The organism is Rhodopirellula europaea 6C, from assembly GCF_000338295.1.
Classification (GTDB): Bacteria; Planctomycetota; Planctomycetia; order Pirellulales; family Pirellulaceae; genus Rhodopirellula; species Rhodopirellula europaea.
On sequence record NZ_ANMO01000154.1, the window covers coordinates 84158 to 110654 of the forward strand.

Here is a 26497-nt window from a genome sequence, read left to right on the forward strand (position 1 = left end):
GATGACTCCCAGCGAAATCCTTCGCAAGATTCGTCGAATTCAAATTCGAACCAGCCACCGTGTCGACGAGATGTTGGCGGGGACATGGCATTCGGCATTCAAAGGCCGAGGCATCGAATTCGAAGAGGTTCGCCCCTACCAAGTCGGCGACGATGTTCGCACGATTGATTGGAACGTGACCGCGCGCCAAGACGCTCCCTTCGTCAAGCTGTTTCGAGAGGAACGCGAGTTGGCGGTGATGTTGATGGTGGATTGTTCGGCGTCATTGGACTTTGGAACCCAGTCGCAAACCAAACGCGAATTGGTGACGGAACTGGGAGCGACCCTGGCGATGTCGGCCATCAAAAACAACGATCGAGTTGGTTTGACACTGTTCAGCGAAGACATCGAAAAGAGTTTTCCCCCACGGCAAGGTTCACGTCATGTGCTGCGACTGATTCGCGAAATGTTGACTCATCCTTGCAGTGGATCCGGAACCGATGTTGGGTCTGCGCTGGAACACTTGCAGCGGACCGCGAAACGAAGGACGGTCGTGTTCCTGATCAGCGACTTCCAATCCAGGGACTACGAGAAATCGCTTCGCGTCGCTTCTCGAAAGCATGATTTGATTCCCGTAGTGGTCACGGACCCTCGAGAAATGGAGATGCCTGCGGTGGGTTTGGTTCCGCTTCGCGACAACGAAACCGGTGATTTAAGTTGGATCGATACTTCCAGCCGCAAGCATCGCGAATGGTATGCACAGATGGTTCAACAGCGAGAGGAACAGCGTGACGCTTTGTTTCGACGTTACCGAATGGAACCACTGCACTTGAGGACCGGAGAAGACTTGGGCGAACCTTTGCGTCGCTACTTCCATCAACGGGAGAACCGACGATGAGGGTCGAAAAAGTAATGAGCCAAAGACGCCGCTCTCAAGCGATGTTGACGATTTGCAAATGGATGGCAGTCCTACTGTGCGTCGCGGCGACGACCGCTGCATACGCTGATGCGATCGTTCAGCGGCAGAGCGATGGTCCGATAGAATTCCGACTTCGTGTGTCCGATTCGGAAACGCTGATCGCAGAACCTTTGCAATTTGAATTGGAAGTCATCGTTCCAAGCGAGTTGCAAGTAGTCTTGCCCACGCTGGACCAGTCTCTCGGCAATTGGGAAATCATCGCGAAGGAAGTTCGAGAGGACTTGCCCCACGCGGATGAGCCAGGCCCCAATTCGCGTCGATGGTGGGTGCGATTGACGCTGGAGACTCTGCAGACGGGCGAAGTGACCATTCCAAGTGTTGAAATTCAAACGCTTCCAAGGCAATTGGAGAGTCGATCCGAGAATGCCGCCATCGATTGGGAGAAAGCCGGTTCTCTGGTGACGCAGCCGATTTCCATCGACGTTGTCAGTGTCCTATCGCAAAATGCTGACCCGACAAAGCCTGAGCCGATTGCCGGTGCCATTGCGCTGCCAACCGAGGAAACGCCATCGAGTTCTTCGCTGGCTGGCGTCGTTGTCGGTGTGATCGGAGTCTTGATCGCCGGAGCATTGCTGATTCGCCGGATTCGATCTCGCGGAGAAATTTCCAACGCGGACTGGGCACGCCGACAGCTGACGGATCTGCGTTCTCAATGGCGCAAGCAACGACTCTCTCCCGACGATTGTGCACGTCAGTTGTCACCGATCTTTCGCGAATGGATTGGTTCGATGATGGGACGAGAATCGGCGGTCACGTCGGACGAAGCATCGGCTTGGCTGCGGGAAGTCGATCCGGCGATTGATGGTGAACTACTGACAATGCTGACTCGAGCGGACGAGGTTTCGTTTGCCGGAATATCGGCGACTTCCTCGGAAGTTGATTCTTGGCTCAATCAGTCCGATGACTGGATGAAACAACTTGAGACGCTGCAAGTTCGAGTCACACAGGAGGCAAACGCATGAATTTTGCATGGCCTCACGCGTTTTGGTTGCTGGCGTTGATTCCACTGATGGCTTGGTGGATGTGGCGTCGTCGAGGCACGGCCTCCATTGCTTTCAGTTCGGTCGCCGCGGTCGATGAACTTCCGCCCAGTTTGCGGCAACGTTGGATGTGGTTGCCGAAGGCGTTGACGCTGATTGCGTTTGCATTGTTAGTGGTGGCGTTGGCACGACCACGCGAAGGACGCGAACAAACGGTTTCGCAAACCGAAGGGATCGCAATCGAAATGGTGATCGACCGCAGCGGCAGCATGCAGGCGATGGACTTCAACATTGACGGCGAGCCGGTTGACCGATTGACCGCGGTGAAGAACGTGGCCAGCAAATTCATCACCGGTGGCGAAGATTTGGAAGGTCGTTTCAGTGACTTGGTCGGGCTGATTACTTTCGCGGCGTATGCCGATGCGGAAACGCCTCCGACGCTGGATCATTCGTTTGTGGTGTCACGGTTGAACCAGACTGAGATCGTCAATCGAAGAGATGAGGACGGAACCGCGATCGGAGACGCTATCGCATTGTCGGTCGAAAAACTGAACGCCTTGGATGCAAGGCAGGAAAGAAAGGTGCAGAGCAAGATCTTGATTTTGCTGACCGACGGAGAGAACACCGCCGGTGAATTGGATCCGGTTCAAGCTGCCGAGCTGGCTGAGACAATGGGAATCAAAGTTTATGCGATCGGAGTTGGCACAAAGGGCAAGGCTCCCGTGCCCGTCCGTGACCCATTCACCGGTCGTCAGCGGCTGCATTACATGGAGGTGAACATCGACGAAGCGACACTGCAAAAGGTGGCTGAGATTACCGGCGGCAAGTATTTCCGGGCGACGGACACCGATTCGCTCGATGCAATTTATCGCGAAATCGATCAATTGGAAAAAACGGAAGTCGAAACACAGCAGTACGTCAGCTATCGAGAGTTGGCCGTTCAGCCGTGGTATTGGCGTTCGTTCACGGTTCCTCCTGTGGTTGCGATAGCGTTTGTCGTGTTGATCATTCGTTCGCTGTTGGAACACCTTTGGCTGAAGGAGTTGGTGTGAACACGTCTGACATACAGTGGGGAAATCCTGGAGCTCTGACGTGGTTGATCGTCGTTGCGGGTGTTGCGTTGCTAGTCGGCTATGCCGGAATTTCGCGGCGGATCGCTTGGAGACGCTTCCTCGGAACGGGGCCGGCCAACCGGTTCGCGAATCCATCGAAATGGAATCGTCCCGTTCGTTCATTCCTATTGTTGGCGGCGTTGGTGCTGATGGTCGGCACGCTGTCCGATTTGCGTTGGGGCAAGGCGTGGGAAGAAGTTCCCCAACGTGGAATCGAAGCGGTGTTTGTGCTGGATGTTTCCCGCAGCATGTTGGCGGAAGATGTTTCGCCGAACCGATTGGGACGCGCCAAGCAACAAATCAAAGACATGGTCGATGAGATGCCGGGCGACCGAGTTGGGTTGGTCGTGTTTGCTGGCGAGACTCGACAAACGCTGCCGCTGACTCGGCACGTGGAAGATTTCAAACAGACGTTGGACTCCGTTGGTCTTCACTCTGTGCGTCGAGGCGGTTCGCGTTTGGGGGATGCCATTCGAGTTGCATCCGATGCGTTCCTGGACAAAACGACCGACCACAAAGCTATGGTGATTTTGACTGATGGAGAGGACCAAGAGAGCGATCCGGTTTCCGAGGCGAAGCGGGCCCACGAAGAAAAAGGCATCCGCATTTTCACGATCGGTTTGGGCGACATGGACGAAGGCTCACGAATTCCGGATGTGGATCCTGAGCTGCCTCGTCGGCAAAGCGGACGCTATGTGAAGCACAGAGGACAAACGGTGATTTCAAAGATGAACGGTGCCATTTTGAAGGAGGTCGCCACGCAATCCGATGGAGCTTACATCCCGGCGGGAACCAAACGAGTGGATATGTCTGATGTGGTTCACGGGTACATCTCAAACGTCGACAAAACGGATTTGCAGACGGCGACAATCAATACATACATTCCTCGCTTTCATTGGTTCTTGATCCCGACAATGCTGTTGCTGGCTTTTGAGGTTCTGCTTCGAGGCTGGCCGAACAAACAATCCGTTGCGGAGGATGAAACACCCGTTCGTTCCGCGGAACCACTTTCCCGAAATGCCGCGAAAGTGGCATTGGTTCTGCTGGCTGGAACACTGAATTGGAGTGGGACACTGCGTGCTCAGGATGACTTGCGGTCACACGGTGGGCCGATGTCGCCTGTTGATCGCGTCGGTCGCGAACAGTTCAACCAAGGCGTGGAACACTTTGAATCACGAGAGTTGGATGCAGCGGAACAACTCTTTGCGGAGGCGGCGAGTTCGCTCGATACGTCTCTCGCCTTGCGGGCTCGTTACAACCTTGGGAACTGTCAGTATTCACGAGCATTGGCGGAAATGCAGAGTGAGCTAGCCGCCGCGAAAGAGGCTTTGGATGCTGCGATCGCGAATTTTCGATCCGCGATCCAGGTGGCTCAGTCCATGGATCATGCTGCGGAATCAAGCGACGATTCGGTAGTCGACGTGGTGCGTCGAGCACGCACAAATTTGGAATTGGCGTTGCGGCTGAAGCAGGAATTGGAGCGGCAGGAGGAACAGCAATCGGGGCAGTCAGAGGACGGGGCTTCAGAAGAGGAATCCAAGCCCTCTGAAGAAAACTCGTCGGAAGATCAGCAGGATCAAAACGGAGAAGATCAATCGGCCTCGGGCGACCAAAACGAAAGTGAATCCCCGAGCGATGGAGGCGAGTCACAAGAGAGTGATTCGCAGGAATCTTCCGCCGGTGAGAAGCAGGAAGATGAGCAACAGGGTGGCGAGGACGGCAACGAAAGTGAGTCAGAAAAGTCTGCGAAAACTTCCGCCCAGTCCGGTGCGGACTCAAATCAAATGCCGGAACAGGATTCACCGCAGGATCGGGCGGATGATGCCGAATCATCCGCCGACGAATCCACCGGAGCGGCTCCTGAGGGACAGTTGCAATCTCAATCGGAAGGAAGCGACGAATCCGAAATCCAGGAAGGCGAAGGCGGTGCGATGACACAACAAATGATGCCGCAATCCATGACTCGCGAGGAGGCTTTGAAGATGCTGCAAGCCGTTCGCGACCGAGACATGCTGCGACGTTTCGGAAGAGAACAACGAGAACGATCACGTCAAATTCCAGTGGAAAGAGATTGGTGAGGTCGATCATGAAATCCATTGAATGTGCAAATTGGAAGCGGCAATGCGCGAGCCCCGCCATTCGACTGCTCGTCGTGTTGATGTGCTGCGGGTTATTTACGTGCGCTGGCATAGCAAACGCGGCCGACGTGACGGCGAAGTTGTCGTCCAAGGAGGCGTATGTGGGTGCCTCATTGACTTTGCAAATCCAAATTCAAAACGCAGAAGAGTATGAGCTCCCGGAGTTGCCAACTGTCAAAGGTGTCGAAATTGTTCGCGAAGGGGCACCTCAACAGAGCCGGAGAGTCGCGGTCGTCAATGGCCGAATGTTGCAGGAACAGAGCATCACGTTTTTGTACCGCGTGACTCCGACCGAAGTGGGGACCTTTGAAATACCAGCGATGAATATTCGGGCCGACGGTGATGTGTTTCGGACCGAACCGATGACCTTTGTTGCAACGGCGAGCGAAACCGGCGATCTGCTATTTGTGGAAATCGAAGGCGAAGAAAGCTCGGTGTACGTTGGTGAGCCGATTCGATTGACATTGAAGATTTGGCTTCGTCCGTATCGGATGGCGGACCAAGAATTGACGCTATCGGAAGGCGACATGTGGTCGATGCGTTCTTCTCAGACCGAGTGGGGCGAATTCACGAAGGCGTTGGAGGACATGCGTGCACAAAACCAGCGTCCTGGAGGTCGGTCGGTGTTGCGTGAGGATCAAAACGGTCAATCTCGTGAATACTATCTGTACGAGATCGACGCCGAGATTTATCCCAAGAAGCCTGGCAAGGTTGACGCCGGCGGTGTGGAAATCGTCTTCAACTATCCGACCGAAATTGGTCCGGCATCGAGACGAGATCCGTTCGGCATGGGATCGATGTTTGACGACGACTTCTTTCGCTCTCCATTTGGGCGACCACGGTTTGCTGTGAAGAAGTCTCGGCCGATACGAGCGAAGGCTGAGATCGATGCCATCGAAGTGCTGCCCATTCCCACCGAAGGTCGACCGGATGGATACAACGGTGCGGTAGGCGAATACACCATCGTCACTCAGGCGACACCTCAGTCGGTTGAAGCCGGTGACGCGGTCAAGTTGAAGATTGGAATCACTGGCGACGGGCCGATGGAATTGGTGCGATGCCCTCCGTTGTCGACCATGCCGGAGTTGACCGCTGATTTCAAAGTCTCTGATCAACCGCTGCCCGGTTTCGTCCAAGACAACATGAAGGTGTTCGCTCCGACGATTCGTCCCAAATACGAAGGTGTGACTGAGATTCCGTCGATTGAATTTCATTTCTTCAATCCGAAAACGGAATCGTTTGAAGTCGCGAAGAGTGAACCAATTCCCTTGCGAGTCAAACCGTCGGAGACTCTGAAGCTGGGTTCCATCGTTTCTAATGGAAACCGATCGGTGGACTCCGATTCGGTCAGCGGGGCAGGGCAGGGCGGTGAAAACGCAGGGGAGGTCTGGGCGACTTCACTCTGGCAAAACCACACGTCCGCGGATGCACTTGAAAACGTGCCAGTTCGCAAAAAGCAGATGCAAGGTTGGTCACTGATCGTGTTTCCGGGTTTGGTCTGGTTCAGTCTTGTCGTTTGGCAGAACCGAAATCGCTGGATGACGTGGATGCCCGAATGGAAGTCACCGGGCGAGCGTGCCAGGCAAGAGATGGAACTGGCCGAGGATTTACCGGCGATTGGGCAAGCCATGGCTGCGTATCTGCTGCGACAGTTCGGGACCGATCGTGAATCATCGAACTGGATGTCTGGGGTCGGTGGTGTGCGAGCGACGGGAGGTTATGGATTGGCCGCTGAGGTCGAGTCATTTATCGAACGTTGTCAGCGTGAAGAATCGGTGGTTCCGTCGGAAGCGACGGTCGCCGCGGAGCCAATGCGGTCTCGCGGTGTGGCATTGATTGAACAACTAGAAAGCTTTCGCGAGCAACGACGACCCTCGCGAAGTTCACGTACGAAACCTGCCTCTGTTTTGCATTCACGAAGTGTGGCCAGAACACTGGGGTGGATGATCGTCGGCTGGACGTTGGCGAGTGGTGGCGTCTTCCGTGATTCCATGTTGAAGTCGTTCGCGATGGAGATTGCTCCGGCGAATAGAGGCAATGCAGTTGAGCCACTCGACGGCGTGACCTTGGATCAGACATCGATGTCTGTGTTGTTCCAAGAAGCCAACCAAGCCTACGAGCGTGGAATGTCGATGCTGGAAATGGAAGACTCTCGTGACGCATCGACGAAGGATCTGGCTAGCGATTTGCAGTCAGGACGTGTGGATGCGAAAGCGGATTTTGCGTTGGCGGCAACCCGATATCAGACGCTGGTGGACGCGGGAGTCGAGAATCCTTGGTTGTATTCAAACTTAGGAAATGCCTGTCTGCAGTCCGGCCAAATTGGACGAGCGATTGCAGCTTACGAAAATGCGTTGAAGTGGAATCCGGAAAACGATTCCATCCGCACTCGTTTGTGGTTGGCTCGCGATCAAGTCGAAGAGTCCAGCGATCATGACCTGTCGTGGGAATTGTGGGCCCAAAGAGCGATCTCGCCGGTTCTTTTCAAACACTGGGGATCAAGCCAACTGCGCTGGACAGTGATCGTTTTGGCTGTTGTCTTTTGGGTTTTGCTGATTTCACTTCGGATCGGGCAAGTCGCACCTGAAATACGTCGTGTGGCACGTTCAATGGCTTCTTTGCTTGTGGTGGTTGCCGTGGGCGGAAGTGTGGTTTGGTGGTTGGCGACATCAGCGGTTTCAAGACCATCCGCCGGTTATATTGTCGCTGATCAGGTCACCGTTCGGACCGGCGATGCTGATTCGTTTCCTCCTCTCATCGAGTGGAGCAATGCGGATGGGAAGCAAGTGGAAGTTGTTCAATCACGCGGTCAGTGGATGCTTGTCCGCACCGCGTCCGCGGAAGGTTGGGTGCCTCGCGGCAAAATTCAGACCATCAAAAACGGCGGACGCGAGATCTTGCTTCCACCAAATATCGACTCCGCTGGGTAGCCCACAGGACAGACGGCAATGGTTTTGAAGTCTTGGGGGAAACGGAATCTATGCAATTAATGGAGACGAATTGATTCTATGTCTGTCTTTGCCGCCAGAGACGCCTGCTCTTTAAAAGCTTGAATCGTCACGAGATGGTGCCGTATTTTGTTGACTCTCAAAGGTTCCAATTGAGGAACGTTGGCAATGCCGAGCACCAGGTTGGCTATATTGCTGGATGCAGTTTTGTTTCTTTTTAGATCAGGAGATCTGAATGTCACGCGGGCGGTTGCGTTTTCGATATGGAGTCGTTGTTGTTGCCTCGATCTTACTAGGTATAGGGCACAATGCTTCTTGCTTGGTCGCCGATGAGCCCGACACGTTGTTCTTTGATGGGTTCGAAGGAAAGGTCGATGATCTTTGGGACCCACTGCGACCCGATCCCGATCGTATGTCGCTCACCAGTCATCCTGGCAAACTCACGTTGAAAACGCATTTTGGTGGTCTCGGTGGCAACGCGCTGACGCGTCGAATGCCACTGACCCGGAATCTGTATTTGGTGCCCAACCCCGTCGAAGGTGACGACGACTTTGTGGTCACGACCTGCGTTGAGTCCTTTCGCCCGGTCAAGAAATATCAGCAAGCTGGAGTGATGATCTATGACGATGATGACAACTATCTCAAATTTGATTATGAACACAGCGGAGCTGAGGCTGGATTCAAGCACATGCGAGAGAAGGACACCTATCGGCTGGTCGATACCGATGAATTCATGGAGCCTGCCGATCGGCTTTGGTTGCGTGTGATCAAACGTGGAAACGTTTATGAGCGAGCTTTCAGCACCGATGGCGAAAAATACAAAGTCATCGGCGAAGCAGTTTGGGGCGATGGCAGCCCTCAGCAAATTGGGATCATGGCTTGCAACGGATCGCTGCGGGACCATGAAATCGAGGCCCAGTTTGACTTCTTCCAAATTCGAAAACTGACAGCCGATGAACGCCAGGACCCTGTTTATTTGCAACGCCAAGAACTTGCCGGTGCATGGGATGTCGTTTCAACGAAAGTGAACGGCCAAGATTTAGTCGAAGGGCCGATCACAGAGTTTAACTTCGATGGCGGCAACGTTTCATTTGTTACTCAGGGTGAACTCACGGAGGTCGACTACATCCTGAACGTCGAATCCGATCCGAAAGGATTCACTCTGTCGTCATTGACGAGGGACGCGCAGGATCCTGTCAACGGAATCTACTCCATCGACGACGATCAATTGGTCCTGTGCTTGTCGCTGCCGCCCGGCGCACCCGCACCGAAGAAACTCGAATCACTGGAGAACGACGGAAGCATCTTGCTGACCCTTAAACGCTCCCGCTAAACAGGCACCTAGCACCGTTTATGCGATGGCTCTTTTACGTGAGGGTGCCGATGATTTCGGTGAGGGTGGAGGCGTTGAGCTCGTCAAGGGCGGCGGGCAGTTGGTCGATCAGCCGCATGGAGACCGTGGGGTCGTAGTAGTTCGCCGTGCCGATTTGCACGGCGGATGCGCCGGTGACGAGGAACTGCATCACGTCGTCGATGTTGGCGACGCCACCAATTCCGATGATCGGAATGTCGACGGCTTGGCGGACTTGATGCACACACCGCAACGCGATGGGTTTGATGGCAGGGCCACTGAGTCCGCCCATGCCGTTGCCGAGAATGGGCCGACGTTTTTTCCAGTCGACCGCCATGCCGAGGACCGTGTTGATCAAGCAAACCGCGTCGGCGCCTCCATCTGCTGCACCTTGAGCGATGTCGGCGATGCGAGTCACATTGGGCGTGAGCTTGGCCAGGATTGGCACCTCGCACGCATTGCGTGCCGAGGCGACGACTTCGCGGCATGATTCGGCGTTGGTGCCAAAGTCAATTCCGCCGCTGACGTTCGGGCAGGACAGATTCAGTTCGATCGCTGACACGCCATCGCACTGGCCGACTCGGCGAGCAAGTTCGGTGAAGTCTTCGACCGTTCGTCCGGCGACGCTGACGACGATGGGCGTTCCGAGTCCGGCCAGGTACGGAAGGTGGTGTTCGAGGAAGGCGTCCACACCATCGTTGTCGAGCCCGATCGCATTGAGCAAACCGGCCGACGTTTCGACGGTTCTCCAGGGTGCGTTGCCGATGCGTGGTTCGGCGGTGATGGTTTTGGGCAGGATGCCACCGAGACGAGGAAGGTCAACAATGCCTTCCATTTCGCGAGCGTAACCGAAGGTTCCCGATGCCACCAAAATTGGATTGGGAAGCGTCAGGCGACCGAGTTTCGTTTGCAGGTCAATTTGCGTGGCGGTCATGAGGGATCAGGAGGTGAGCAGTCGGTGGTGAATTTGGTGGAGAAGTCTTTGGGCGACGTGTTCTTTAGTGCCGCGAATGTGTTCGATCACGTCACCGGACGGATCCAACAGTTCAACTTGATTTTCGCTAGAGTTGATCGCTTCAGGACCGTTGCTGACCATCAGATCGCAGTGCTTGCGTTCCAGTTTGACGGTGGCTCGAAAGCGGCGATCGTCGGTTTCCAATGCAAAACCGACGACCCATTGATCCTGGCGTTTGCTCTGGCCAAGGGTGGCGATGACATCGGGTGTTTCAATCAATTCCAACTGAAGCGGTTCGCCCGTTTTAGATAGTTTTTGAGTTGAGACATGTCGAGGCATGTAGTCGCAGGGTGCCGCCGCACCGATGGCGCCGTCGCAGTCTTGAAAGGCTTCGCCAGCAGCTTGCAACATCTCTTGCGTGGTTAGCACGTTGATCAGTTCCACGCCGTCGGGATAGTCGACCGAAACTGGTCCCGAAATCATCACGACATCATGTCCGAGTGCCAATGCGGCACCGGCGAGTGCGGCGCCCATACGACCGCTCGACGCGTTGGTGAGATAACGAACCGGGTCGAGGTACTGCCGAGTCGGTCCAGATGTGATCAAGATGCGACGACGGGGAGAAGTGGAGGCATCTGTCACGGAGAGCGGCCCAGTTCGAGCTGAACGGATTGAATCAAGGTTTGCAGTCGTTGTCCGGTCAGCCCCATTTTCGCGGCCGCCAAAGCAAACAGTCTCTTTTCGGCTTCGACGAATTGCCCGTCGGCGGCCATCATGCGGATCAAATCTTTGAGCAATGACTCGCGGATATCGGGCTCGGTGGGCAGTTGCAGTTTGGCGCTGTCACTGATGCCGAACGCGAGAGCAGCCTCAAGCTCCGATTCGTGCAACCCAAGTTCTTCGCAACGCTCAGCGATCAAGTGGACTTCGCGGTGGCTGAGCGATCCGTCGGCGAACGCCATCACCACCAAGTTGCGGAGGTGCTGTTTACGCTGGTTCGAGATTCGATCGTGATCAGACGCGATTTCTTTCGCGGTTTTGGATTCTTCAGGATCGGGGGCGGGCGATGAATCGCTCATCGTTCGATCTCATATTCGGTGATCTTGCGATACGCGGTCGCTCGGCTGATCCCGAGCAATTTCGCCGCTTCGGGCACACTACCGTCGCACCGATTGAGTGCTTTTTCGATCAATCGTTTTTCCCAGACATCGATTCGAAGCGTGTCGATCTGAGTCAGCCCCGCGTCACGGAGGCCAAGGTCGTCTTCTTGGATCATGGGCTCATCCGCCATCACCACCGCACTGTCGATGACGTTGCGCAGTTGGCGAACGTTGCCCGGCCAAGCGTAGTTCCGCATCCGCTCGCGTGCAGGATCGCTGAGTGACAATTTGGGGCGACCATGTTGGCGAAGGAAATGGTCCAGGAAGTGATCGATCAAGATGTCAATGTCTTCGCCGCGTTCGCGAAGGGGCGGCACGACGAGTTCGAACACGCTGAGTCGATAGTAAAGGTCTTCACGAAAACGGCCGTCGCGGACGAATTCGGTGAGGTCTCGGTTGGTGGCGGCGATCACGCGAACATCGACGCTGACTTGTTTGGTGGCTCCCACTGGAAGGAACGGGTGACCTTCCAGGATCCGCAGCAGTTTGGCTTGTCCTTCTAGGCTCAACTCACCGATCTCGTCCAGGAACAACGTGCCCTCATTGGCTTGTTGAAACAAACCGTCGTGGTCGTTGTCGGCACCGGTGAACGATCCTTTCTTGTGACCGAACAACTGGCTTTCCAGAAGGTCACGAGGAATCGCGGCGCAGTTGACGGTCAGCATGGGGCGATCGGTTCGCGTCGATGATCGATGAACAGCGCGGGCGACCAGTTCTTTGCCTGAACCGCTCTCACCGCGAACCAGCACCGAACCGTTGGCGGCACCGACGCGAGAGATTCGTTCTTTGAGTCGCAACATGGATTTGCTGCTGCCGATCAATTCGCCTTGGTCGGCATTTCGATCAGCGATGCGTTGGTTTTCCAATCGCAGATTTTCAGTCAGCGTTGATTGGGCGATTCCTTTTGTCAGCAGGCTGCCGGCACCGACCGTCAAGTCGACCAGTCGTTCATCGTAGGCAGCACCACTGCGGTGCAAAACCAGCACACCGAGAGAGGTTTCGCCATCGAGGATTGGAACCATCATGCAGGCGTCTTTGCCTGATTTACCGTTGTTGTCTGGATGGTCGCTGATGTAGGGCTTTTGTTCGTTGCTGACGTGACGCAGGCGGCCGCGATCGAATTTGATCGGTTGCGAATCCTTGGGGAATTGGCGTCGAATTTTCCAACGGCCATCGCCCAAATCAGCGACCAGTGTCACGGTTTCCGACGCAGTGCGATCCAGCAACAACTCGAGAGTCGTGTTGATGACTTCGTCGGCGCGTTTGCCACCCAGCAGCGAAAGGCTGAGTTGATACAAGTCCAACAAGTCATCCGGGTGATCGACCAGTTGGCCTGGCTCGCGGATACGATCTGGCTGACGAGTTCGATAGGACTCAAGTTCTTCGTAAACGGTTTGCGACAGCGCGTCTTCATTGAGCGAGTCTTCGTCGAGGTTGATCATTTGCATGATCGTTTTCCCGATGACGACTTGCGTGTCGTTGTTCAGTCGAGCGGTGCTGACTTTCTTTCCGTTGACGAGCGTCCCGTTGCGGCTTTCAGTGTCGCGAAGTTGCCAGTTGTGGTCTTCGTAATAAATGACCGCGTGGAATCGACTGCTATTGGGATCCGTCAACATGATCTCGCAGCCCGCAGCGCGTCCGATGTGCATCGGGCGTTCTGGATCCAAAGGGAATTGAGTTCCCTTTTCGTTGCCGTCTTGAATGGCGAGGTAGGCGACCATCAATTCAAGCCGTGTGAAAGTTGGTGGATGGATCGGATGAGTTGTGTGCGGACAACGCGGCAGCAAGTTGTTTGAGTGCAATCGGCGTTGGTTGGCCGGTCAGTCCGACTTGTTCCCACCATCGTTCGACGATGGGAGCTTTGGCGGAAGGAAGTTCGGGTTGCCACATCAACAACGCTTTTGCCAACGGAAAGCGGTTGCTGGGGATCATGCCGGCATCGGCCGCCTTGGAAAGAATCAAAGGAACGATCGCCGTCGTCCAAGGAAGCTCGGACGATGTTCCAGCTTCGCCGGTTGCTGTGTCACTGCTTGTCCGAGTCCCACTGCTGCTGTTGTGCGTTCGTGTGTGCGAGCTGATGGCCATGCAGGTGAGTTGGTAAACCAAACGCAACCACTCGGGGACATCGGGATCCATGTCGGTCAGGACCGCTTCGATCCATACGCTGGCTTGTTGTGAACTGGCACCCGCGGCTCCGTTAGCGATGGGTTGCACGGCATGAACGCTGACTCGCGATGGCCACCAATCGGTCGGCGGGCTGCCGTTCCAAATCGCTTTGCCGACGGAGCGAACCAGTCCGGGGCCGTAGGACTCGTAAGCCTGTTTGAGCGGAGCGTAGCGCAGACGAAGCTGGTCGGCCAATCTTGGTGATCGTGTCGTGAACGCTCGCCGGCATGTTTCCAAACTGCGATGAATTGCCATCGCCGTTTGATCGGATTGCAGATCGGAATGGCCGCCGCGAATCAAGGCGATTTCGCAAAGTGCGGGCGAGAGTTCCACGTCGTTGTCTTGGGCGATGGCTTCATCGATCAGGTGTTCCCAAATGACCGCGGGATCGATGGACGCGTTGATCAATCGGGTGCAGACGTCCTGGACCGCGGGCTGGATCGCCTTCTGCAGCGATGCGTCCTTTAGGTCACGTTGCCAACTGATCCACTGGACCATTCGCAGGAGGCTGAGGGTGGTGGAGGGGATCCACTGCAATTTCACGGTTTCAGTCCTCTTTGAGGTGTTCCGCGATCCATCGTTCCAATTCCTCAATGTCCACCGCGGGAACCTTTGACAGGTCGGGCCGCAACTTCACCGCGTCACGAATGTAGACGTGTTGAATTTCGGACTGGGACTTCGTCGTGTTCCAGTGAAGCAGGACTCGAATGCAACGCGGCAGTGAGCCTTCGACAGAGACTTCGTACCCGCACAGCAACGGAACTTCGAGCCAACCGAGTTGACGTGCCGCGAGGGCAGGGAACTCGCTGTGCAAGTCTTTCGTGACCGTGAATGTTGCGCTGGCCAAGTCGGCGGAGTCGATTTCGTTGCGGCGGATCATCAGCGCCAGCAACTGAGTCGTTGCTTTGAGAATCTCTTCGCGGTCATCCTGCTCAACGGTGGTGGCCCCGCGAACTCCCCGGCACATGGTCATTTGGTTGCAAATCCTGTTTTGAGACGAGCCTCTTTGTTCTGGTTACCATAGTCACAATCTCAATTTGCGACTACTGGGGATCTTGTGCTTTCAGCTGGCGTGCTATCGTTGCGGAGCGACCTGCAAGAGTTTCACGGAGCAAAATGCAAGGTGCCAGGCACCGTGTAGCCGACAGAGGCCCCTCCGTCGGCTCGAGCGCAACCGATCGGGGGCAGTGGTGGGGCTTTTCTGCGGGGAAAGAGTTGATGAGTCTTCAGGGGATTGGTGCGTTTAGCGGGCTGTTGTTTTAATGAGCCGTACCGCGTTAGCGGCGGTTAGTCAGACGCCAACCGGGGCTAACGCCCATCGGCTAATTGTTGTCATTTGGTATACGACTAAATCAACAGATCGTTAGGGTGTGGTTTGCCGACTGAGAGGCCTCAGTCGGCTACGGGTGCTGGATCGGGATTGGAGGGTGCTAGGCACCATGTAGCCGACGGAGGCCTCTCCGTCGGCTTGAGCGCAATCAATCGCAGTTAGGTTGGGGCTTTACTGCGAGGAACGAAGCGATGAGTCTTCGGGGGCGGGTGCGTTTCGGGTGTGGTAGCCGACTGAGGGGCCTCAGTCGGCTACGGGTGCTTGGCGGGTTCGCATGACTTGGGTGTGTTTTCGCGGTAAGTTGTGGAAAACCAGTTGCGAGGTTCGTTCGCTACCACGTTTCACAGGCAAACATTGTGTTTTTGAAAACCACATCGAATTCATTGCCCGCGGCCGGACACTTTTTGACGCGAGTCAGTGTTTGGCGTTTCAGCCCGCTTGCCCCCGTCCTGTTCGTCGCCATTCTGCTTAGCGTCGTTGGATGCGGTGGATCCACGGCTCCAGTCCAGCCACCGGTGATCGAAGATTATCCTTCGACGGGCGAGGTCACGTTTGAGTTCGTGATCGACGAGGAAACAACCAAGTCCTATGTCGTGGACAATGTCGCTTCTGGGACAACTTTGGAAACCCTCATGCGTGATCTGAGTTCGCCCAAGATGGAAATCGGTGGCGAAGGCACGACGGCGTTCGTCGAGTCCATTGAGGGAGTCGCCACCAACGCAACTCATGGATGGACCTTCACGGTCGATGGTGAATTTGCGACGAACGGGATTGGCACGACGGAGTTGGATCCTCCCAACACGATCGTGTGGAAGTACACGACGTTTGAAGAGGCGATAGCCGAGAGAGACTGACTTTCGGTCGCGCGATCAGGGTCTGTGGACACCATTGGTCCTCGATCGAATGTGCGGGACGTTCGTAAATCGGAGATAGAAAAGTTAACCAAATTTCCGCGCGGAAATTGCTTGACTTCCTGCTGGTGGGGGGGGGGGTAGCATTCGCGCAAGGTTGTCTATGATTGCTTAGCGCGGGGTTAATGGCCGATGAATCAGATTCAGTTTGTTTCAGGAGAGAGGTTGCAGGTCGATCGGTCTCGGGTTACGGAGGCGTCAAACTCCGGGCAGCTGTGTGCGTGGGCGAGCCCGCGAGCGTTGAAGCTCGTTTGCATCTTTTGGTCCGCTGCTGTCGTAACCTTATTTGTTCCTGCTGGCGCCAGATGTGGGGAAGGAAGCGGAGAGTATCACGCAAGGATGCAACTGCGTTTGGATTCAAAAGAGCGTTTCATTGAATCCAGTGGAAACTATCAAGTCACTGCCGAGTTAGGGACTCTGCCAGTGAACAAAGAGTTGGAGTTTTTACTTCAGCTCTACAATCCGGAATCATTTGACTTGCCTATTCAGGAAATCACGGCAACGTGCGGATGCACAACTGCGAGACTGATTGGTGGAAAGTTGCCGGCGAAGCGTTACGGTGACTTGGTTCTTAAATTGAAGACAACGTCACTGAACCGAACGGGCGAGTTCACTGGTTCAGTGAGATTGTTGATTGATTCGAAGAAAACGAATCATCCAAATTTGGACGCGATCAATGTGTCGATTCACTACCGAATGGGCGGCTTGTTGAATTTCATGTCTGATTTGCAGGTGATCGAGCTGAATGAACGTAAAAAGGGAAAGGTTGAGATTCCCTTCGTATCAACGCTACAAACGCCTACGGGCGATCTAGAGGTTTCACTGGAAGGCGTTTTGGCAAAAGCGAACGCGACGATTGTTGTTGGCAACCCATTGCCGCACGTATTGTTGGACCTAGAAAACCTTGTGGATGGTAATCGGCCGGGAAGCGGCAGCGTGTTGTTGCGAGATCAAGAGTCCGGGAAGATTGCAAAGACCACACTATTGATGAAATCTGTGTCGGACGTGAGGGTCAGCCCAGACACCTTGCACTTCACCCGGATCGCCGGAGCTAAGAAGGGGCCGCTTTGGTTTGGAGCCAGTGGTCTCATAAGGTTTGGTTCAATTGACAGAGAAAACCAATCGGATGCCAGGGGTGCGGCGTTATTGGTCGAAGCGTCAATTGGTGCCAAGCCTATCGAAGTCACTTTGAAACGGCTGAGCGACGGTATCTACCGATTCACTGTTTTTGCGGAAGACGATCTGATTGCTTCCGCATCTGTAGAAGATGAACCAGTGGTGTGTTGGCGTCTGATGAGAGGCGGTCGACAGCATCTGTTGGAAGCAGGTTTTGTGTTCGAGAAAAAATAGTTTGTTCGTTAATGGAGATTTGTGATGGTTCGATCTATGTGCTGTGCTGCTGTTCTTTATAGTGCTGCTGTTCTTACTGGCGTCATGTGTTTTTCAGGAGTAACGTTTTCTCAAGACGTTGTGTATTGTACAGAACCCTATGAAGACAATTGTTTGAGTCCGGGCTTTGATTCCTCGTGTGACCGGGGCTGTGTTTAGATTGGGATCTCACAGGCGAAATTACCTGTGGTGAAACTGAATACGAGTTCCCCGGCACGGACGAAAATCCAGAGATTTATCATCTCGGGATTCAAGTAATCGGTGAACCGGGAAGGGTTGGTTCGACCGAATGGAGGCATGCGACTGTAAGTTGTGGTAGGTATCGAGGTTGTAAAACATTGTGCGAGAAAAACGCCGAGGGTGAGTGGGTTTGTAAGTCGGACAACGCTGCCGCTTGGGGACACTTTAATGAATTGTTCTTGGAGCCGGTTGGTGAAGTTTGTGAAGTAACTGAAGAGTGATTCATGTCCATTTGATTTGTTTTTTGGTCGGACGCCCATCTTGAAGAGAATTCGGTGTTTCGCTTTCCGTGGAAGTTCGCTTCTACGCGGCTTGCTCGGGACCGAATGGGGTGCAGGGCTGTTTCTGATCGAAAGGCTGGCTTTTGCATCAAGAGGGAATAGGGATGTACTTGTTTCGACGCAAGCTGGTGTGTTCTGTTGTGGTGCTGTGGTTGTTTACCCATCAGGCGTTGGGGGACGATACGGAGGTATCATCGATTGGGGAAGCGTACTGCGCGAATTGGCTGGCCGTCACAAGCTACGATGTGTTAATGACGGTGAGCGAATTTCGTATTAGTGATCGAGGCGTTTCGATGGAACGGGTGACTTCTCATCGCCAGATTGTGGATCATGAGAATGAGACGTTCTGGATGGGCAGCCGGACTGAAGTTGAGCAGTTGTCGGCGGCGGGTGTGAGCGTCAAACGCCACCTGATGTCGGTTTCCTGCTACGACGGTCGGACTGGGGAGGAATGGATGAAATCCTCGGGCCGTAACGCGATGCGTTTGGCGGGAGATGATTTCCTCAAAGCTCTTCACCGAAGTCGAGAACCGGACCCGCGTTGGACGGGCGTACTAGTTGCTGAATACGCCTATGCAGGGAAGACTCTCGAAGAATCGTTCTCAACCAACTACAGTCCCACGAAAGAGTTTCGCTTGCACTCGCGGACGGGAATGACGGTCGATCTATCTGTCAAGGTTCCAGTGTCACCGGGGATTTCCCATGTGATTGAATTGGTGAGGTTTGACACAAATCGTTGGGTGCCCACGATGCTGACTCAGACATTTTTCCTTCGTGAGCGTTCCGAACCGAGGCTCAGGGAAGTTTACGAATGGGAAGAACGAGAAGGTATTTATTTACCTGTGAAAGTCCGTGGTGAGCATAATATGAATGTTATGAGTGGTGGTGAGCGGTCAGAGACACCGCTTGTCTATGACGTTGACTTCCAATGGCTCTCTGTCAATAACGGCAAGAAAGATCGGGAGAAATGGTCTGTTGGACTGATGAGTGATAGCGAACGGGTGTTGAAGATGCTTGATCCTCAGGACGCAGAGGGAGTCAAGGACGCAGAGCGTTGAGTGTTGGCAGGTTATCGATCCAGCACCTTGAACCTATCGCGTCCCAGAGCAAATTGGAATGTGCCAGGCAACATGTAGCCGACGGAGGCCCTCCGTCGGTTTGAGCGCACCTGATTGCGGCCAGCGGTGGGGAGTTCCTGCCGGGAATGAGGTGATGAGCCTTCGGGGGATTGGTGCGTTTAGGGTGTGGTTTGCCGACTGAGAAGCCTCAGTCGGCTACGGTGCTGGGTCGGGATTGGAAGGTGCTAGGCACCATGTAGCCGACGGAGGCCTCTCCGTCGGCTTGAGCGCAATCAATCGCAGTTAGGTTGGGGCTTTACTGCGAGGAACGAAGCGATGAGTCTTCGGGGGCGGGTGTGTTGCAGGTGTGGTAGCTGACTGAGGGGCCTCAGGCGGCTACGGGTGCTTGGCGGGTTCGCATGACTTGGGTGTGTTTTCGCGGTAAGTTGTGGAAAACCATTTCGCGAGGTTCACTCGCTACCACGTTTCACAGGCAAGCATTGTGTTTACAAAAATGACAGGGGAGTCATCGCCGGCAGCGAGACACTTTTTCACGCGGGCGGGTGACAACCGTTTTCGACCGTTGTTTTGCGTTCTGATGGGCGCAGTTTCGCTGGGTATCAGTGGATGCGGCGGATCCACCGCCCCCGTCGAACCACCGGTGATCGAGGACTATGCACCGACTGGCGAGGTCACGCTCGAATTTGTGATCGACGAAGATACGACGAAGTCCTATGTCGTGGACAATGTCGCCGAAGGATCCACGTTGGAAGCTTTGATGGGCAACCTAAGTGCGCCAAAGATGGAGATCGGCGGAGAGGGGGCAACCGCGTTCGTCAATTCGATTGAAGGAGTCAGCACCAATGCGACTCACGGGTGGACCTACACGGTCGACGGCGAATTCGCGACGAAAGGGATCGGCACGATGGAGTTGAATCCACCGACCACAATCGTCTGGAAGTACACGACCTTCGAAGAGGCGATGGCCGAGAAAGAGTGATCGGCGTTTGAAAGGTCGGCCAACGCACCGTAGGCCATGTCTTACATGGTGGTGTGGTTGGTTGATCCAGAGTTGAGGTTTGTCGCGAGGTTGAATGTCGCGGCGGTGGTGCATCGATCGGCGGGGGCCATTGCCAGGCACGGCCTGGCCTACGGTTTTGCTCGACCTCCCCCAAAACTTCGTTTCGGGAGAGGTTCTCAATTGCAGAAACCCGCCAAAGCGCATTGTCAGAAAACTGCACTGCCTCCCGGAGGGAAGAGTGAATCAGTTGGGCTCTTCCCCGATGAGGAAGAGGTTGAATAAACGTCCTGCGAAGATCAGCGTTGGACGCGGGCGTTGCCTTTCCAGATGCTCCAGACTTGGTCTTCGTCGGCGGGTTGGCCGTAGTCGGTGTAGAGCGTTGCGGTCAAAGCACCGGTGGCCCAGCCGAACTGCGAGCTCTTCTCTGCGTCCCAGCCTTGCAGCACGCCGTAGAGCAAGCCACCGACGAATCCGTCGCCGCCGCCGATGCGATCGATCACGCCGATTTCGCGAGGCTCGATGACAGCGAACTCGGTGCCGTGAGAAACGATCGCACCCCAGTGATGCAGGTTGGCGCTCTCGACTTCACGCAGGGTGGTCGCGAACAGAGTGGTGTCGGCGTATTCCTTTTTGACACGGTTGATCATTTCCTTGAAGCCATCGATCTTCGCGGAGATGTCACTGCCGCCAGCTTCGGGGCCTTCGACACCCAAGCAAAGTTGGAAGTCTTCTTCGTTGCCGATCAGGATGTCGGACAGGCTGGCGATCTCTTTGAACTGAGCCGCCAGTTTTTCTTCGCGGCCTTTCCAGAACGAAGCCCGGTGGTTGAGGTCGAACGAGATTCGCGAGCCGTGTTTTTTGGCCGCACGAGCAATCTCCAAGCAGAACTCGCTGGTCTCTTCCGAGAGAGCAGCGATCAAGCCGGACAGGTGAACGATCTTGGCGCCTTCGGTTCCGAAGATGCGATCGAGGTCGAAGTCCTTGACGTTCAGTTGTCGACCGACTTCACCAGCGCGGTCGTTTTGCACGCGAGGCCCGCGCGAACCCCAGCCGCTGTCGGCCATGTTGATTTGGTGACGCACGCCCCAAGGGTTGTCTTGAACGAATTCAGGACCTTCGTAATCCATGTGTCGGCCGGCCAAGTCATCTTTGATGAACCGGGCGACGGGGCTGTCTTTGACAAACGCGGTCAAGATTTTGACGGGCAATCCCAAGAACGACGAGATGCTGCCGACGTTCGATTCCGCGCTGGTGGCTTGCATCTTGAACGTGTCGCTGCAGTGGAACGGTTGGTGGTCCACTGGCGTGAGGCGAATTCCCATGCTGGTGGGAATGACCATGGCGTATTTGGCGTCGCTGCGTAGTTCAATCATGGGACAGTGTGGATGGGGAAAGTTGGGATGAAGGGGAATGGGCGGCAGTCAGCGAGTCATTTCACGAATGGCTCGCTGCGAGATAGGTTCTCAGGTGAAGAGCAGTGAAGCGGATTCACCCAGAGGTCTGCGCTGCCTTGCTTACGCTGCGGGTTATGAATCGTGAGCGAATCAGGAAACTCGTTCGAAGCAGGGCTAGATCGTGACGGATGCGAATCCGCCGTCGACCGCGATGTTCTGACCGGTGACAAACGAAGACGCTTTTCGCGAAGCCAACCAGATGGCGGCACCGGCGAGTTCTTCTGGTTTTCCAAAGCGAGCCATCGGGGTGTGACCGATGATTTGGCCGCCGCGTTCGGTGTACGAGCCGTCGTCGTTGTAGAGCAGTTTGCGGTTTTGTTCGGCGGGGAAAAAACCGGGGCTGATCGCGTTGACTCGCACGCCGGTGGTCGCCCATTCGCGAGCCAGCCACAAGGTCAGGTTGATCACCGCGGCTTTGGCGGCCGAGTAAGCCACGACGCGAGACAGCGGGATGATGCCTGACATCGAAGCGATGTTGATGATGCTGCCGACGCCGGCTTCGATCATCGCGGGCGCGAACACTTGGCTGGGCAACAACGCTCCGCCGACCAGGTTCAGGTCGAACACGTGTTGCCAGGCTTCGCGAGGCAATCCGCAGACATCGCCGCCAGGTGGAATCGTCGCGTCGGGATGGTTTCCGCCCGCCGCGTTGACCAGGATCGTTGGCGTTCCGGCCCAAGCCGTGATGGCATCGCGAGCTTCGGCCAAGGAGTCCGCTTGCATCCCGTCGACGGCGAAGAATTTGGCTTCGCCACCGCCCGAGGTGATCGCTTTGACTTTCGCTTCGCCGCGTTCCGCGTTGCGTCCCAAGACTGCCGTGCGAGCCCCGGCCGATCCGAGTGCCTGGGCCATGTGGCCGCCGAGCTCGCCTGTGCCGCCGATTACGACCGCGACATCGTCGTTCAATTCAAAAAGAGTATTCATAGTGGCGGTACTTTACTCGCAACGCGACGCAGAGAACAGCACGCGAAACAGGGAAGTTTTGCCAGTCGAACGACGCAGGGTCTATGGAGGGCGTGGAGCTTTTTTGATTCCGCTTTTTGGCAGATTTCCACATGGCGTACCTCTCCCGAAACGAAGTTTCGGGAGAGATCGAGCGACGCCGTTCAGGCGTACGCGAGGGTGAGGGCCGAGCATGTGAAACGGCGCTCACTACCCTCCCCGGAATTCTCGCTGAACGCTCGCATTCCGACCCTCCCCAACTGCGTTCAGGAGGGTGAATTCAAACTAGCGAGCACTGCGCTTGTAAAACTGCACGACCTCCTATGGAGGAGCGGGGCAGATTCTTGCCCGCCTCAGGCTTGTTTTCGCCAGTCCACCAGGTGAACTTCGACACTGCGGTAACCGTTGAACTCGTTGATGACGGGCCGGTACGCAATCTCGATCGGGCCGTTGTGCTGGTTCAGCGGTTCGCACCAATCCGCCGCACCGAAGGCGACGCCGCGGATCACGCGTTCGCCTTGTTTCAAACGCACGGACAGGTGGTTTTCACCCTTGCCCATCTTTTTGGCCGGTTCGCTGAGCTCGATGTCGCGGCCCATCAACACGGGACGCGGGTTGCCGGCGCCGAACGGAGCCATCGTTTCGATCTGCTTCATCGTTTGCAGGTTCAGTTGGCCGAGCGGAGCTTCCGCATCGATTTGAATCGCCGGAGCCAATTCTTGCTCGGACCACTGCTTCGAAACAGCTTCGCAGAAGTCACCACGGAAGGCTTCGATGTCGGATTCGCGAATTGTCAGTCCGCCCGCGGCTGGGTGGCCGCCGTAGCGAACCAGTCGGTCCTCGCACTCTCGCAGGGCTTCGTAAAGATTGATGCCCGTGCCGCCGACGCGTCCCGATCCGGTCGCGTCGACTTTGCCTGCGGTGTCGAGCGAGAGAATGATCACGGGTTTGGCGTATTTCTCGGCCAATCGCCCGGCAACGACTCCGATGACTCCGGTGTGCCAGCCGACTCCGGCCAGGACCAGTGCTGGATCTTTTTCGGGATCGAAGTCTGCTTTGGCTTGTTTTTGGGCGGCCAGTTGAACGCTTCGCTGCAACGTGTCTCGGGTTCCGTTGAGCTGGTCGATGTACTGGGCCAACGCCACGGCCCGGTCGCCGGCTTCGATCGTCAGCAACTCGATGCCCAGTTGGGCTTGGCCAAGTCGCCCGGCGGCGTTCAGTCGGGGAGCCAGCCCGAAGGAGATGTTTTCGGTGGTCAATTCGCTGGCTTGGTCGAGTTTGGTGAGCTTCATCAGTTCCCACAAACCCGGCAGCGGTTCGGTCTGCATCACTCGCAGGCCGTGATTGACCAGCACGCGGTTTTCGTCGAGCAGCGGGACCACGTCGGCGATGGTTCCGATGGCGGCCAGCGAAAGCGATTGCATCAAGAATCGCTTCATCGGTGGCGTGACTTTCTTTTGCCCACATTTGGCTTGGCAAAGCGACCAGGCGAGTTTGAAGGCGACGCCGGCACCGCAGAGTTCGCCAAACGGGTAAGCGGTTCCGGGCAGTCGTGGGTGGACGATGATGTCGGCGTCGGGCAGTTCGTCGCCGATTTGGTGGTGATCGGTGACGATCAACGTCACGCCAAGCTCGCGACAGAGTTTGGCGCACTCGAGGCTGGCGATGCCGCAATCGACCGAGATGATCATTTGCTTGCCGCGAGCGACCAGTTTGCGGATCGAGTCCTCGTTCAGGCCGTAGCCTTCCTCGAGCCGGTTGGGCACGTGGTAGCTGACCTCGGCCCCGATCAATCGCAGGCAATTGACCAGGATCGCGGACCCGGTCATGCCGTCGGCGTCGTAATCGCCGTAGATGACGATCGGCGTCTTGGCTTCTGCGGCCGCCAGGATTTTTTCGGTCGCGGCAGGCACACCGGGCAGCAACTGCGGGTCACGCAGGCTGGTCAGTTTGGTGTCCAAGAACGTGGCGGCGTCTTCTTGCGAATAAACGCCGCGACTGACCAGCAACTGAGCGACGACGGGAGGCAGTCCCGTGGTGCGGATCAGTTGTTCGACCAACGGAGCATCGTGCGGAGTGATCCGCCATTCCCGCTTCGTCCCGGAATCAACAAGCTGGTTGGTATCGGAAATCGAGCTGGAATCGGTACTCAAATCGACCGTCGTCCTTGAATAGAGTCGGCGCTGAGAAGCTTACTTTTTCTTTTCAGCGTGCCAGGTGTGCTTGCGCAGGTTGGGGTTGTACTTCTTCAAACGAAGCTTTTCCCCACCAGGCTTTTTGCGGAGGGTGTAGTTGTACTGTCCGGTTTCTTCGCAGACCAGGAAAATGGTTTCTGCTTTTTTCTTGCTCTTGGACATCAGACGTGCCGGCGTGGTTTGTCAGGGAAATGAAATTTTCGAGCCCCAGAGTATGACTAGCCAGGTGCGATTTTGGCAAGTCGTACTTTTTTGGGGCGAATCAGGGGGAAAGTTCGTTGATTTGGTTGGGGGAGGGTGTGCGCTCGATCCAATGCTGAGCCCTCCCCTCGCTTCGCTCGACCCTCCCAAGGGGAGGGTGATGATCCTTTGTCGACATCATTCATTGACTGGACGCGGAAGTGGTAGCGCCTGCTACATTTCCTCGTCGACAAATTCTCCGTCGGCTCGGTGGCCGAGGTAGGTGAAGATTTGCGGGTCAGTATTTTGTGAAAGAAATCGGACAGAGCCGTCTGCGAAACCGAAGTTGCCACCGCCGGGGTGTTCACTGGCGAAGCCGCCGACGAACTCGGGCGGATTCTCGTCGATGGCCGCGTTGCCCATCATTCGAATCCCGCCGCCAACCATTGTGCCGGTGTTTCGTAGCGTGCTTCGGGTCCCAGACACCCAACCAAGTGATTGGACGGTCGGAACCATTTCGCCGATTAGGATCGTGTGGCTGCTGCCGTCGTAAATGTCGCTGTAGCGAACCTCGCTGTTGAGAAACAGCAGTCCGTTGTTGTCTTCATCGATCGGAGCTTCCACGTCGTGATGACAGCCGGCGTAGTTGGACAGGCCAGCCGTCTTTTCATCGTTGATGCCAAATGGAAACGAAGGGCAGAGGAACGCGGAGATTTGATATGCGCGAACTTTTGCATTGACCGGAGCATAGACGCTGGCGGTTAAATCGAAGTCGTCGGCGGTACCCTGCTGTTCGATGTAAGGCAGCAAGCGAACCAGGAAACTGATGTGCTCGCCATTGGGCGTATTGGCGATGGGACCGGTCGGGTTGGTGGTGCCCGGCGGCAAATGCTCCATCGAGAATTCGTAGTTGTGAGTCGCCAAGGTGAGTTGAGCGATGTTGTTGGAGCAGCTCATCCGCCGCGCCGCTTCTCGAGCGGCTTGGACCGCCGGCAACAGCAGACCGACCAAGACGCCGATGATGGCGATCACCACCAAGAGTTCGACCAGCGTGAATGCACGCCGTGACGAGGAAGGGAAATTCGTTGCCATGGTAGATTCCTGGGTTCGAGGTGGGGCCGGTTGAAAAGGTCGGTGGAGCAATGGATTGGGATCAGGTGAGTGTCGTGGGCGGCTAAAGCTCGGAAGCAATTTGCCAGGTGTTGGACCGCTGGATGCGACGCGGGTTCTCGGGATCTTGTTGGCCCAACCGAGCGATCACGTGAATGGTCAAGGAATCCTCGGAGGCATCGTCTCGCGTCACTTCGATTTCGATCTCGGCGGGTTCATCACCGCGAATCGCTTCGCTGACGGACCAGGTTTCTCCGGTGTAGGCGTCGTCTTCGCGAAGTTGTCGGTGGGCTCGGACCAATCCGGCTTCGAGCAGCCAATCGGTTTGCTCCACTCGATGGAGATGGTTGGTTTGGCGGCGGTGTGTCAGGCTGCTTTTCAACGAGGTCATCACCAATGAAATTGAAATGCCCAGGCACACGAGCACGTAGATCAGGGCTGTGCCTTGGCGTGGAGAGGGCGACGAGTGGGGGCGGAGTTGAGGTTCGGCCCTCCCCTCGCTTCGCTCGACCCTCCCAGAGGGAGGGTGAAGAAGGGAGACGCATTGCTCTGTCCTTCGAGGTCGTGCCGTTTTGAAGTGCTGTGCCAGTAGCGCCTTGAGAACCCCGCCCGCGCAGT

General features: G+C 55.8%; 22 protein-coding genes. 10 read left to right on the top strand and 12 right to left on the bottom strand.

Features of this window, described 5'->3' with window-relative positions; genetic code table 11:
• Position 1: 1 nt before the first annotated feature.
• From RE6C_RS16395 to RE6C_RS16420, 6 genes are all read left to right on the top strand, one after another.
• Positions 2-877, top strand: a complete 876-nt coding sequence (locus tag RE6C_RS16395; protein WP_008658255.1) for a DUF58 domain-containing protein — start codon at positions 2-4, stop codon at positions 875-877.
• A gap of 41 nt (positions 878-918) precedes the next feature.
• The gene (locus RE6C_RS16400; protein ID WP_039962294.1) at positions 919-1920 is read left to right on the top strand and encodes a hypothetical protein; all 1002 of its coding nucleotides are present in this window, start codon (positions 919-921) and stop codon (positions 1918-1920) included.
• Positions 1917-2990, top strand: coding sequence for a vWA domain-containing protein (locus RE6C_RS16405; RefSeq protein WP_008658258.1), 1074 nt, complete (start codon positions 1917-1919; stop codon positions 2988-2990). Before RE6C_RS16400 ends, RE6C_RS16405 begins: the two co-directional genes overlap by 4 nt.
• On the top strand, positions 2987-5128 hold the full coding sequence (locus RE6C_RS16410; protein ID WP_236618271.1) for a VWA domain-containing protein: 2142 nt from the start codon (positions 2987-2989) through the stop codon (positions 5126-5128). The genes RE6C_RS16405 and RE6C_RS16410 overlap by 4 nt, the downstream gene beginning before the upstream one ends.
• Positions 5129-5136: 8 nt before the next feature.
• Positions 5137-8118 (top strand): BatD family protein, encoded by a 2982-nt coding sequence (locus RE6C_RS16415; protein WP_081605673.1) that lies wholly within the window; start codon positions 5137-5139, stop codon positions 8116-8118.
• Positions 8119-8371: 253 nt separating this feature from the next.
• Positions 8372-9469 carry a DUF1349 domain-containing protein gene (locus RE6C_RS16420; protein WP_236618272.1) on the top strand — a complete coding sequence of 366 codons (1098 nt, stop codon included), beginning with the start codon at positions 8372-8374 and terminating at the stop codon, positions 9467-9469.
• 34 nt (positions 9470-9503) lie between these two features.
• On the opposite strand, the gene RE6C_RS16425 is transcribed toward RE6C_RS16420, so the two are convergent.
• Genes RE6C_RS16425 through aroH form a run of 6 tightly spaced genes read right to left on the bottom strand, consistent with a single transcriptional unit; the run spans position 9504 to position 14741 of the window.
• Positions 9504-10421, bottom strand: coding sequence for a dihydroorotate dehydrogenase (locus RE6C_RS16425; RefSeq protein WP_008658263.1), 918 nt, complete (start codon positions 10419-10421; stop codon positions 9504-9506).
• A gap of 6 nt (positions 10422-10427) precedes the next feature.
• Positions 10428-11084, bottom strand: a complete 657-nt coding sequence (locus RE6C_RS16430) for a phosphopantothenoylcysteine decarboxylase domain-containing protein (protein ID WP_008665885.1) — start codon at positions 11082-11084, stop codon at positions 10428-10430.
• Complete coding sequence (locus RE6C_RS16435) at positions 11081-11521, bottom strand: tellurite resistance TerB family protein (protein WP_008658266.1); 441 nt, start codon at positions 11519-11521, stop codon at positions 11081-11083. The genes RE6C_RS16430 and RE6C_RS16435 overlap by 4 nt, the downstream gene beginning before the upstream one ends.
• Positions 11518-13323: a sigma-54-dependent Fis family transcriptional regulator gene (locus tag RE6C_RS16440; RefSeq protein WP_007332284.1), complete on the bottom strand. Its 1806-nt coding sequence runs from the start codon at positions 13321-13323 to the stop codon at positions 11518-11520. Before RE6C_RS16440 ends, RE6C_RS16435 begins: the two co-directional genes overlap by 4 nt.
• Before the next feature lie 4 nt (positions 13324-13327).
• Complete coding sequence (locus tag RE6C_RS16445) at positions 13328-14311, bottom strand: hypothetical protein (protein ID WP_037199619.1); 984 nt, start codon at positions 14309-14311, stop codon at positions 13328-13330.
• Between the two features lie 4 nt (positions 14312-14315).
• Entirely contained in the window at positions 14316-14741 is a 426-nt protein-coding gene (gene aroH / locus RE6C_RS16450) for a chorismate mutase (protein WP_007325001.1), read from the bottom strand.
• Between the two features lie 713 nt (positions 14742-15454).
• Between aroH and RE6C_RS16455 the strand changes: the two genes are divergently transcribed.
• The 4 genes from RE6C_RS16455 (at position 15455) to RE6C_RS16470 (ending at position 19977) form a co-directional block, all read left to right on the top strand.
• A complete protein-coding gene (locus tag RE6C_RS16455) occupies positions 15455-15952 on the top strand; it encodes a DUF4430 domain-containing protein (RefSeq protein WP_008658273.1) in 498 nt (165 codons plus the stop codon).
• Between the two features lie 753 nt (positions 15953-16705).
• Positions 16706-17359, top strand: a complete 654-nt coding sequence (locus RE6C_RS32245) for a hypothetical protein (protein WP_160167218.1) — start codon at positions 16706-16708, stop codon at positions 17357-17359.
• A 664-nt stretch (positions 17360-18023) separates the two neighbouring features.
• Positions 18024-18977 carry a hypothetical protein gene (locus RE6C_RS16465; protein ID WP_008658277.1) on the top strand — a complete coding sequence of 318 codons (954 nt, stop codon included), beginning with the start codon at positions 18024-18026 and terminating at the stop codon, positions 18975-18977.
• A gap of 598 nt (positions 18978-19575) precedes the next feature.
• The gene (locus tag RE6C_RS16470; RefSeq protein ID WP_236618273.1) at positions 19576-19977 is read left to right on the top strand and encodes a DUF4430 domain-containing protein; all 402 of its coding nucleotides are present in this window, start codon (positions 19576-19578) and stop codon (positions 19975-19977) included.
• Positions 19978-20294: 317 nt separating this feature from the next.
• Here the strand turns inward: RE6C_RS16470 and RE6C_RS16480 are convergent, their stop codons facing one another.
• The 6 genes from RE6C_RS16480 to RE6C_RS16505 form a co-directional block, all read right to left on the bottom strand.
• Positions 20295-21371: a sugar kinase gene (locus RE6C_RS16480; protein WP_008658280.1), complete on the bottom strand. Its 1077-nt coding sequence runs from the start codon at positions 21369-21371 to the stop codon at positions 20295-20297.
• Between the two features lie 195 nt (positions 21372-21566).
• The gene (locus tag RE6C_RS16485; protein WP_008658281.1) at positions 21567-22376 is read right to left on the bottom strand and encodes a D-mannonate oxidoreductase; all 810 of its coding nucleotides are present in this window, start codon (positions 22374-22376) and stop codon (positions 21567-21569) included.
• Positions 22377-22747: 371 nt separating this feature from the next.
• Positions 22748-24547 carry a single-stranded-DNA-specific exonuclease RecJ gene (gene recJ, locus RE6C_RS16490; protein ID WP_008658282.1) on the bottom strand — a complete coding sequence of 600 codons (1800 nt, stop codon included), beginning with the start codon at positions 24545-24547 and terminating at the stop codon, positions 22748-22750.
• Between the two features lie 39 nt (positions 24548-24586).
• Positions 24587-24751, bottom strand: a complete 165-nt coding sequence (gene rpmG / locus RE6C_RS16495) for a 50S ribosomal protein L33 (protein WP_007324504.1) — start codon at positions 24749-24751, stop codon at positions 24587-24589.
• 252 nt (positions 24752-25003) lie between these two features.
• The gene (locus RE6C_RS16500; RefSeq protein ID WP_008658283.1) at positions 25004-25861 is read right to left on the bottom strand and encodes a DUF1559 domain-containing protein; all 858 of its coding nucleotides are present in this window, start codon (positions 25859-25861) and stop codon (positions 25004-25006) included.
• An 82-nt stretch (positions 25862-25943) separates the two neighbouring features.
• Positions 25944-26270: a hypothetical protein gene (locus RE6C_RS16505; RefSeq protein WP_236618274.1), complete on the bottom strand. Its 327-nt coding sequence runs from the start codon at positions 26268-26270 to the stop codon at positions 25944-25946.
• Between the last annotated feature and the right edge of the window lie 227 nt (positions 26271-26497).

What these genes read in the sequence shown, in the direction of transcription:
- RE6C_RS16395 (WP_008658255.1), top strand. Translation starts at nt 2, where the DNA reads ATGACTCCCAGCGAAATCCTTCGCAAGATTCGTCGAATTCAAATTCGA.
- RE6C_RS16400 (WP_039962294.1), top strand. Translation starts at nt 919, where the DNA reads ATGTTGACGATTTGCAAATGGATGGCAGTCCTACTGTGCGTCGCGGCG.
- RE6C_RS16405 (WP_008658258.1), top strand. Translation starts at nt 1,917, where the DNA reads ATGAATTTTGCATGGCCTCACGCGTTTTGGTTGCTGGCGTTGATTCCA.
- RE6C_RS16415 (WP_081605673.1), top strand. Translation starts at nt 5,137, where the DNA reads ATGAAATCCATTGAATGTGCAAATTGGAAGCGGCAATGCGCGAGCCCC.
- RE6C_RS16420 (WP_236618272.1), top strand. Translation starts at nt 8,372, where the DNA reads ATGTCACGCGGGCGGTTGCGTTTTCGATATGGAGTCGTTGTTGTTGCC.
- RE6C_RS16425 (WP_008658263.1), bottom strand. Translation starts at nt 10,421, where the DNA reads ATGACCGCCACGCAAATTGACCTGCAAACGAAACTCGGTCGCCTGACG.
- RE6C_RS16435 (WP_008658266.1), bottom strand. Translation starts at nt 11,521, where the DNA reads ATGAGCGATTCATCGCCCGCCCCCGATCCTGAAGAATCCAAAACCGCG.
- RE6C_RS16440 (WP_007332284.1), bottom strand. Translation starts at nt 13,323, where the DNA reads ATGGTCGCCTACCTCGCCATTCAAGACGGCAACGAAAAGGGAACTCAA.
- aroH (WP_007325001.1), bottom strand. Translation starts at nt 14,741, where the DNA reads ATGACCATGTGCCGGGGAGTTCGCGGGGCCACCACCGTTGAGCAGGAT.
- RE6C_RS32245 (WP_160167218.1), top strand. Translation starts at nt 16,706, where the DNA reads ATGGGCGGCTTGTTGAATTTCATGTCTGATTTGCAGGTGATCGAGCTG.
- RE6C_RS16465 (WP_008658277.1), top strand. Translation starts at nt 18,024, where the DNA reads ATGTACTTGTTTCGACGCAAGCTGGTGTGTTCTGTTGTGGTGCTGTGG.
- RE6C_RS16470 (WP_236618273.1), top strand. Translation starts at nt 19,576, where the DNA reads ATGGGCGCAGTTTCGCTGGGTATCAGTGGATGCGGCGGATCCACCGCC.
- RE6C_RS16480 (WP_008658280.1), bottom strand. Translation starts at nt 21,371, where the DNA reads ATGATTGAACTACGCAGCGACGCCAAATACGCCATGGTCATTCCCACC.
- RE6C_RS16485 (WP_008658281.1), bottom strand. Translation starts at nt 22,376, where the DNA reads ATGAATACTCTTTTTGAATTGAACGACGATGTCGCGGTCGTAATCGGC.
- rpmG (WP_007324504.1), bottom strand. Translation starts at nt 24,751, where the DNA reads ATGTCCAAGAGCAAGAAAAAAGCAGAAACCATTTTCCTGGTCTGCGAA.
- RE6C_RS16500 (WP_008658283.1), bottom strand. Translation starts at nt 25,861, where the DNA reads ATGGCAACGAATTTCCCTTCCTCGTCACGGCGTGCATTCACGCTGGTC.
- RE6C_RS16505 (WP_236618274.1), bottom strand. Translation starts at nt 26,270, where the DNA reads ATGACCTCGTTGAAAAGCAGCCTGACACACCGCCGCCAAACCAACCAT.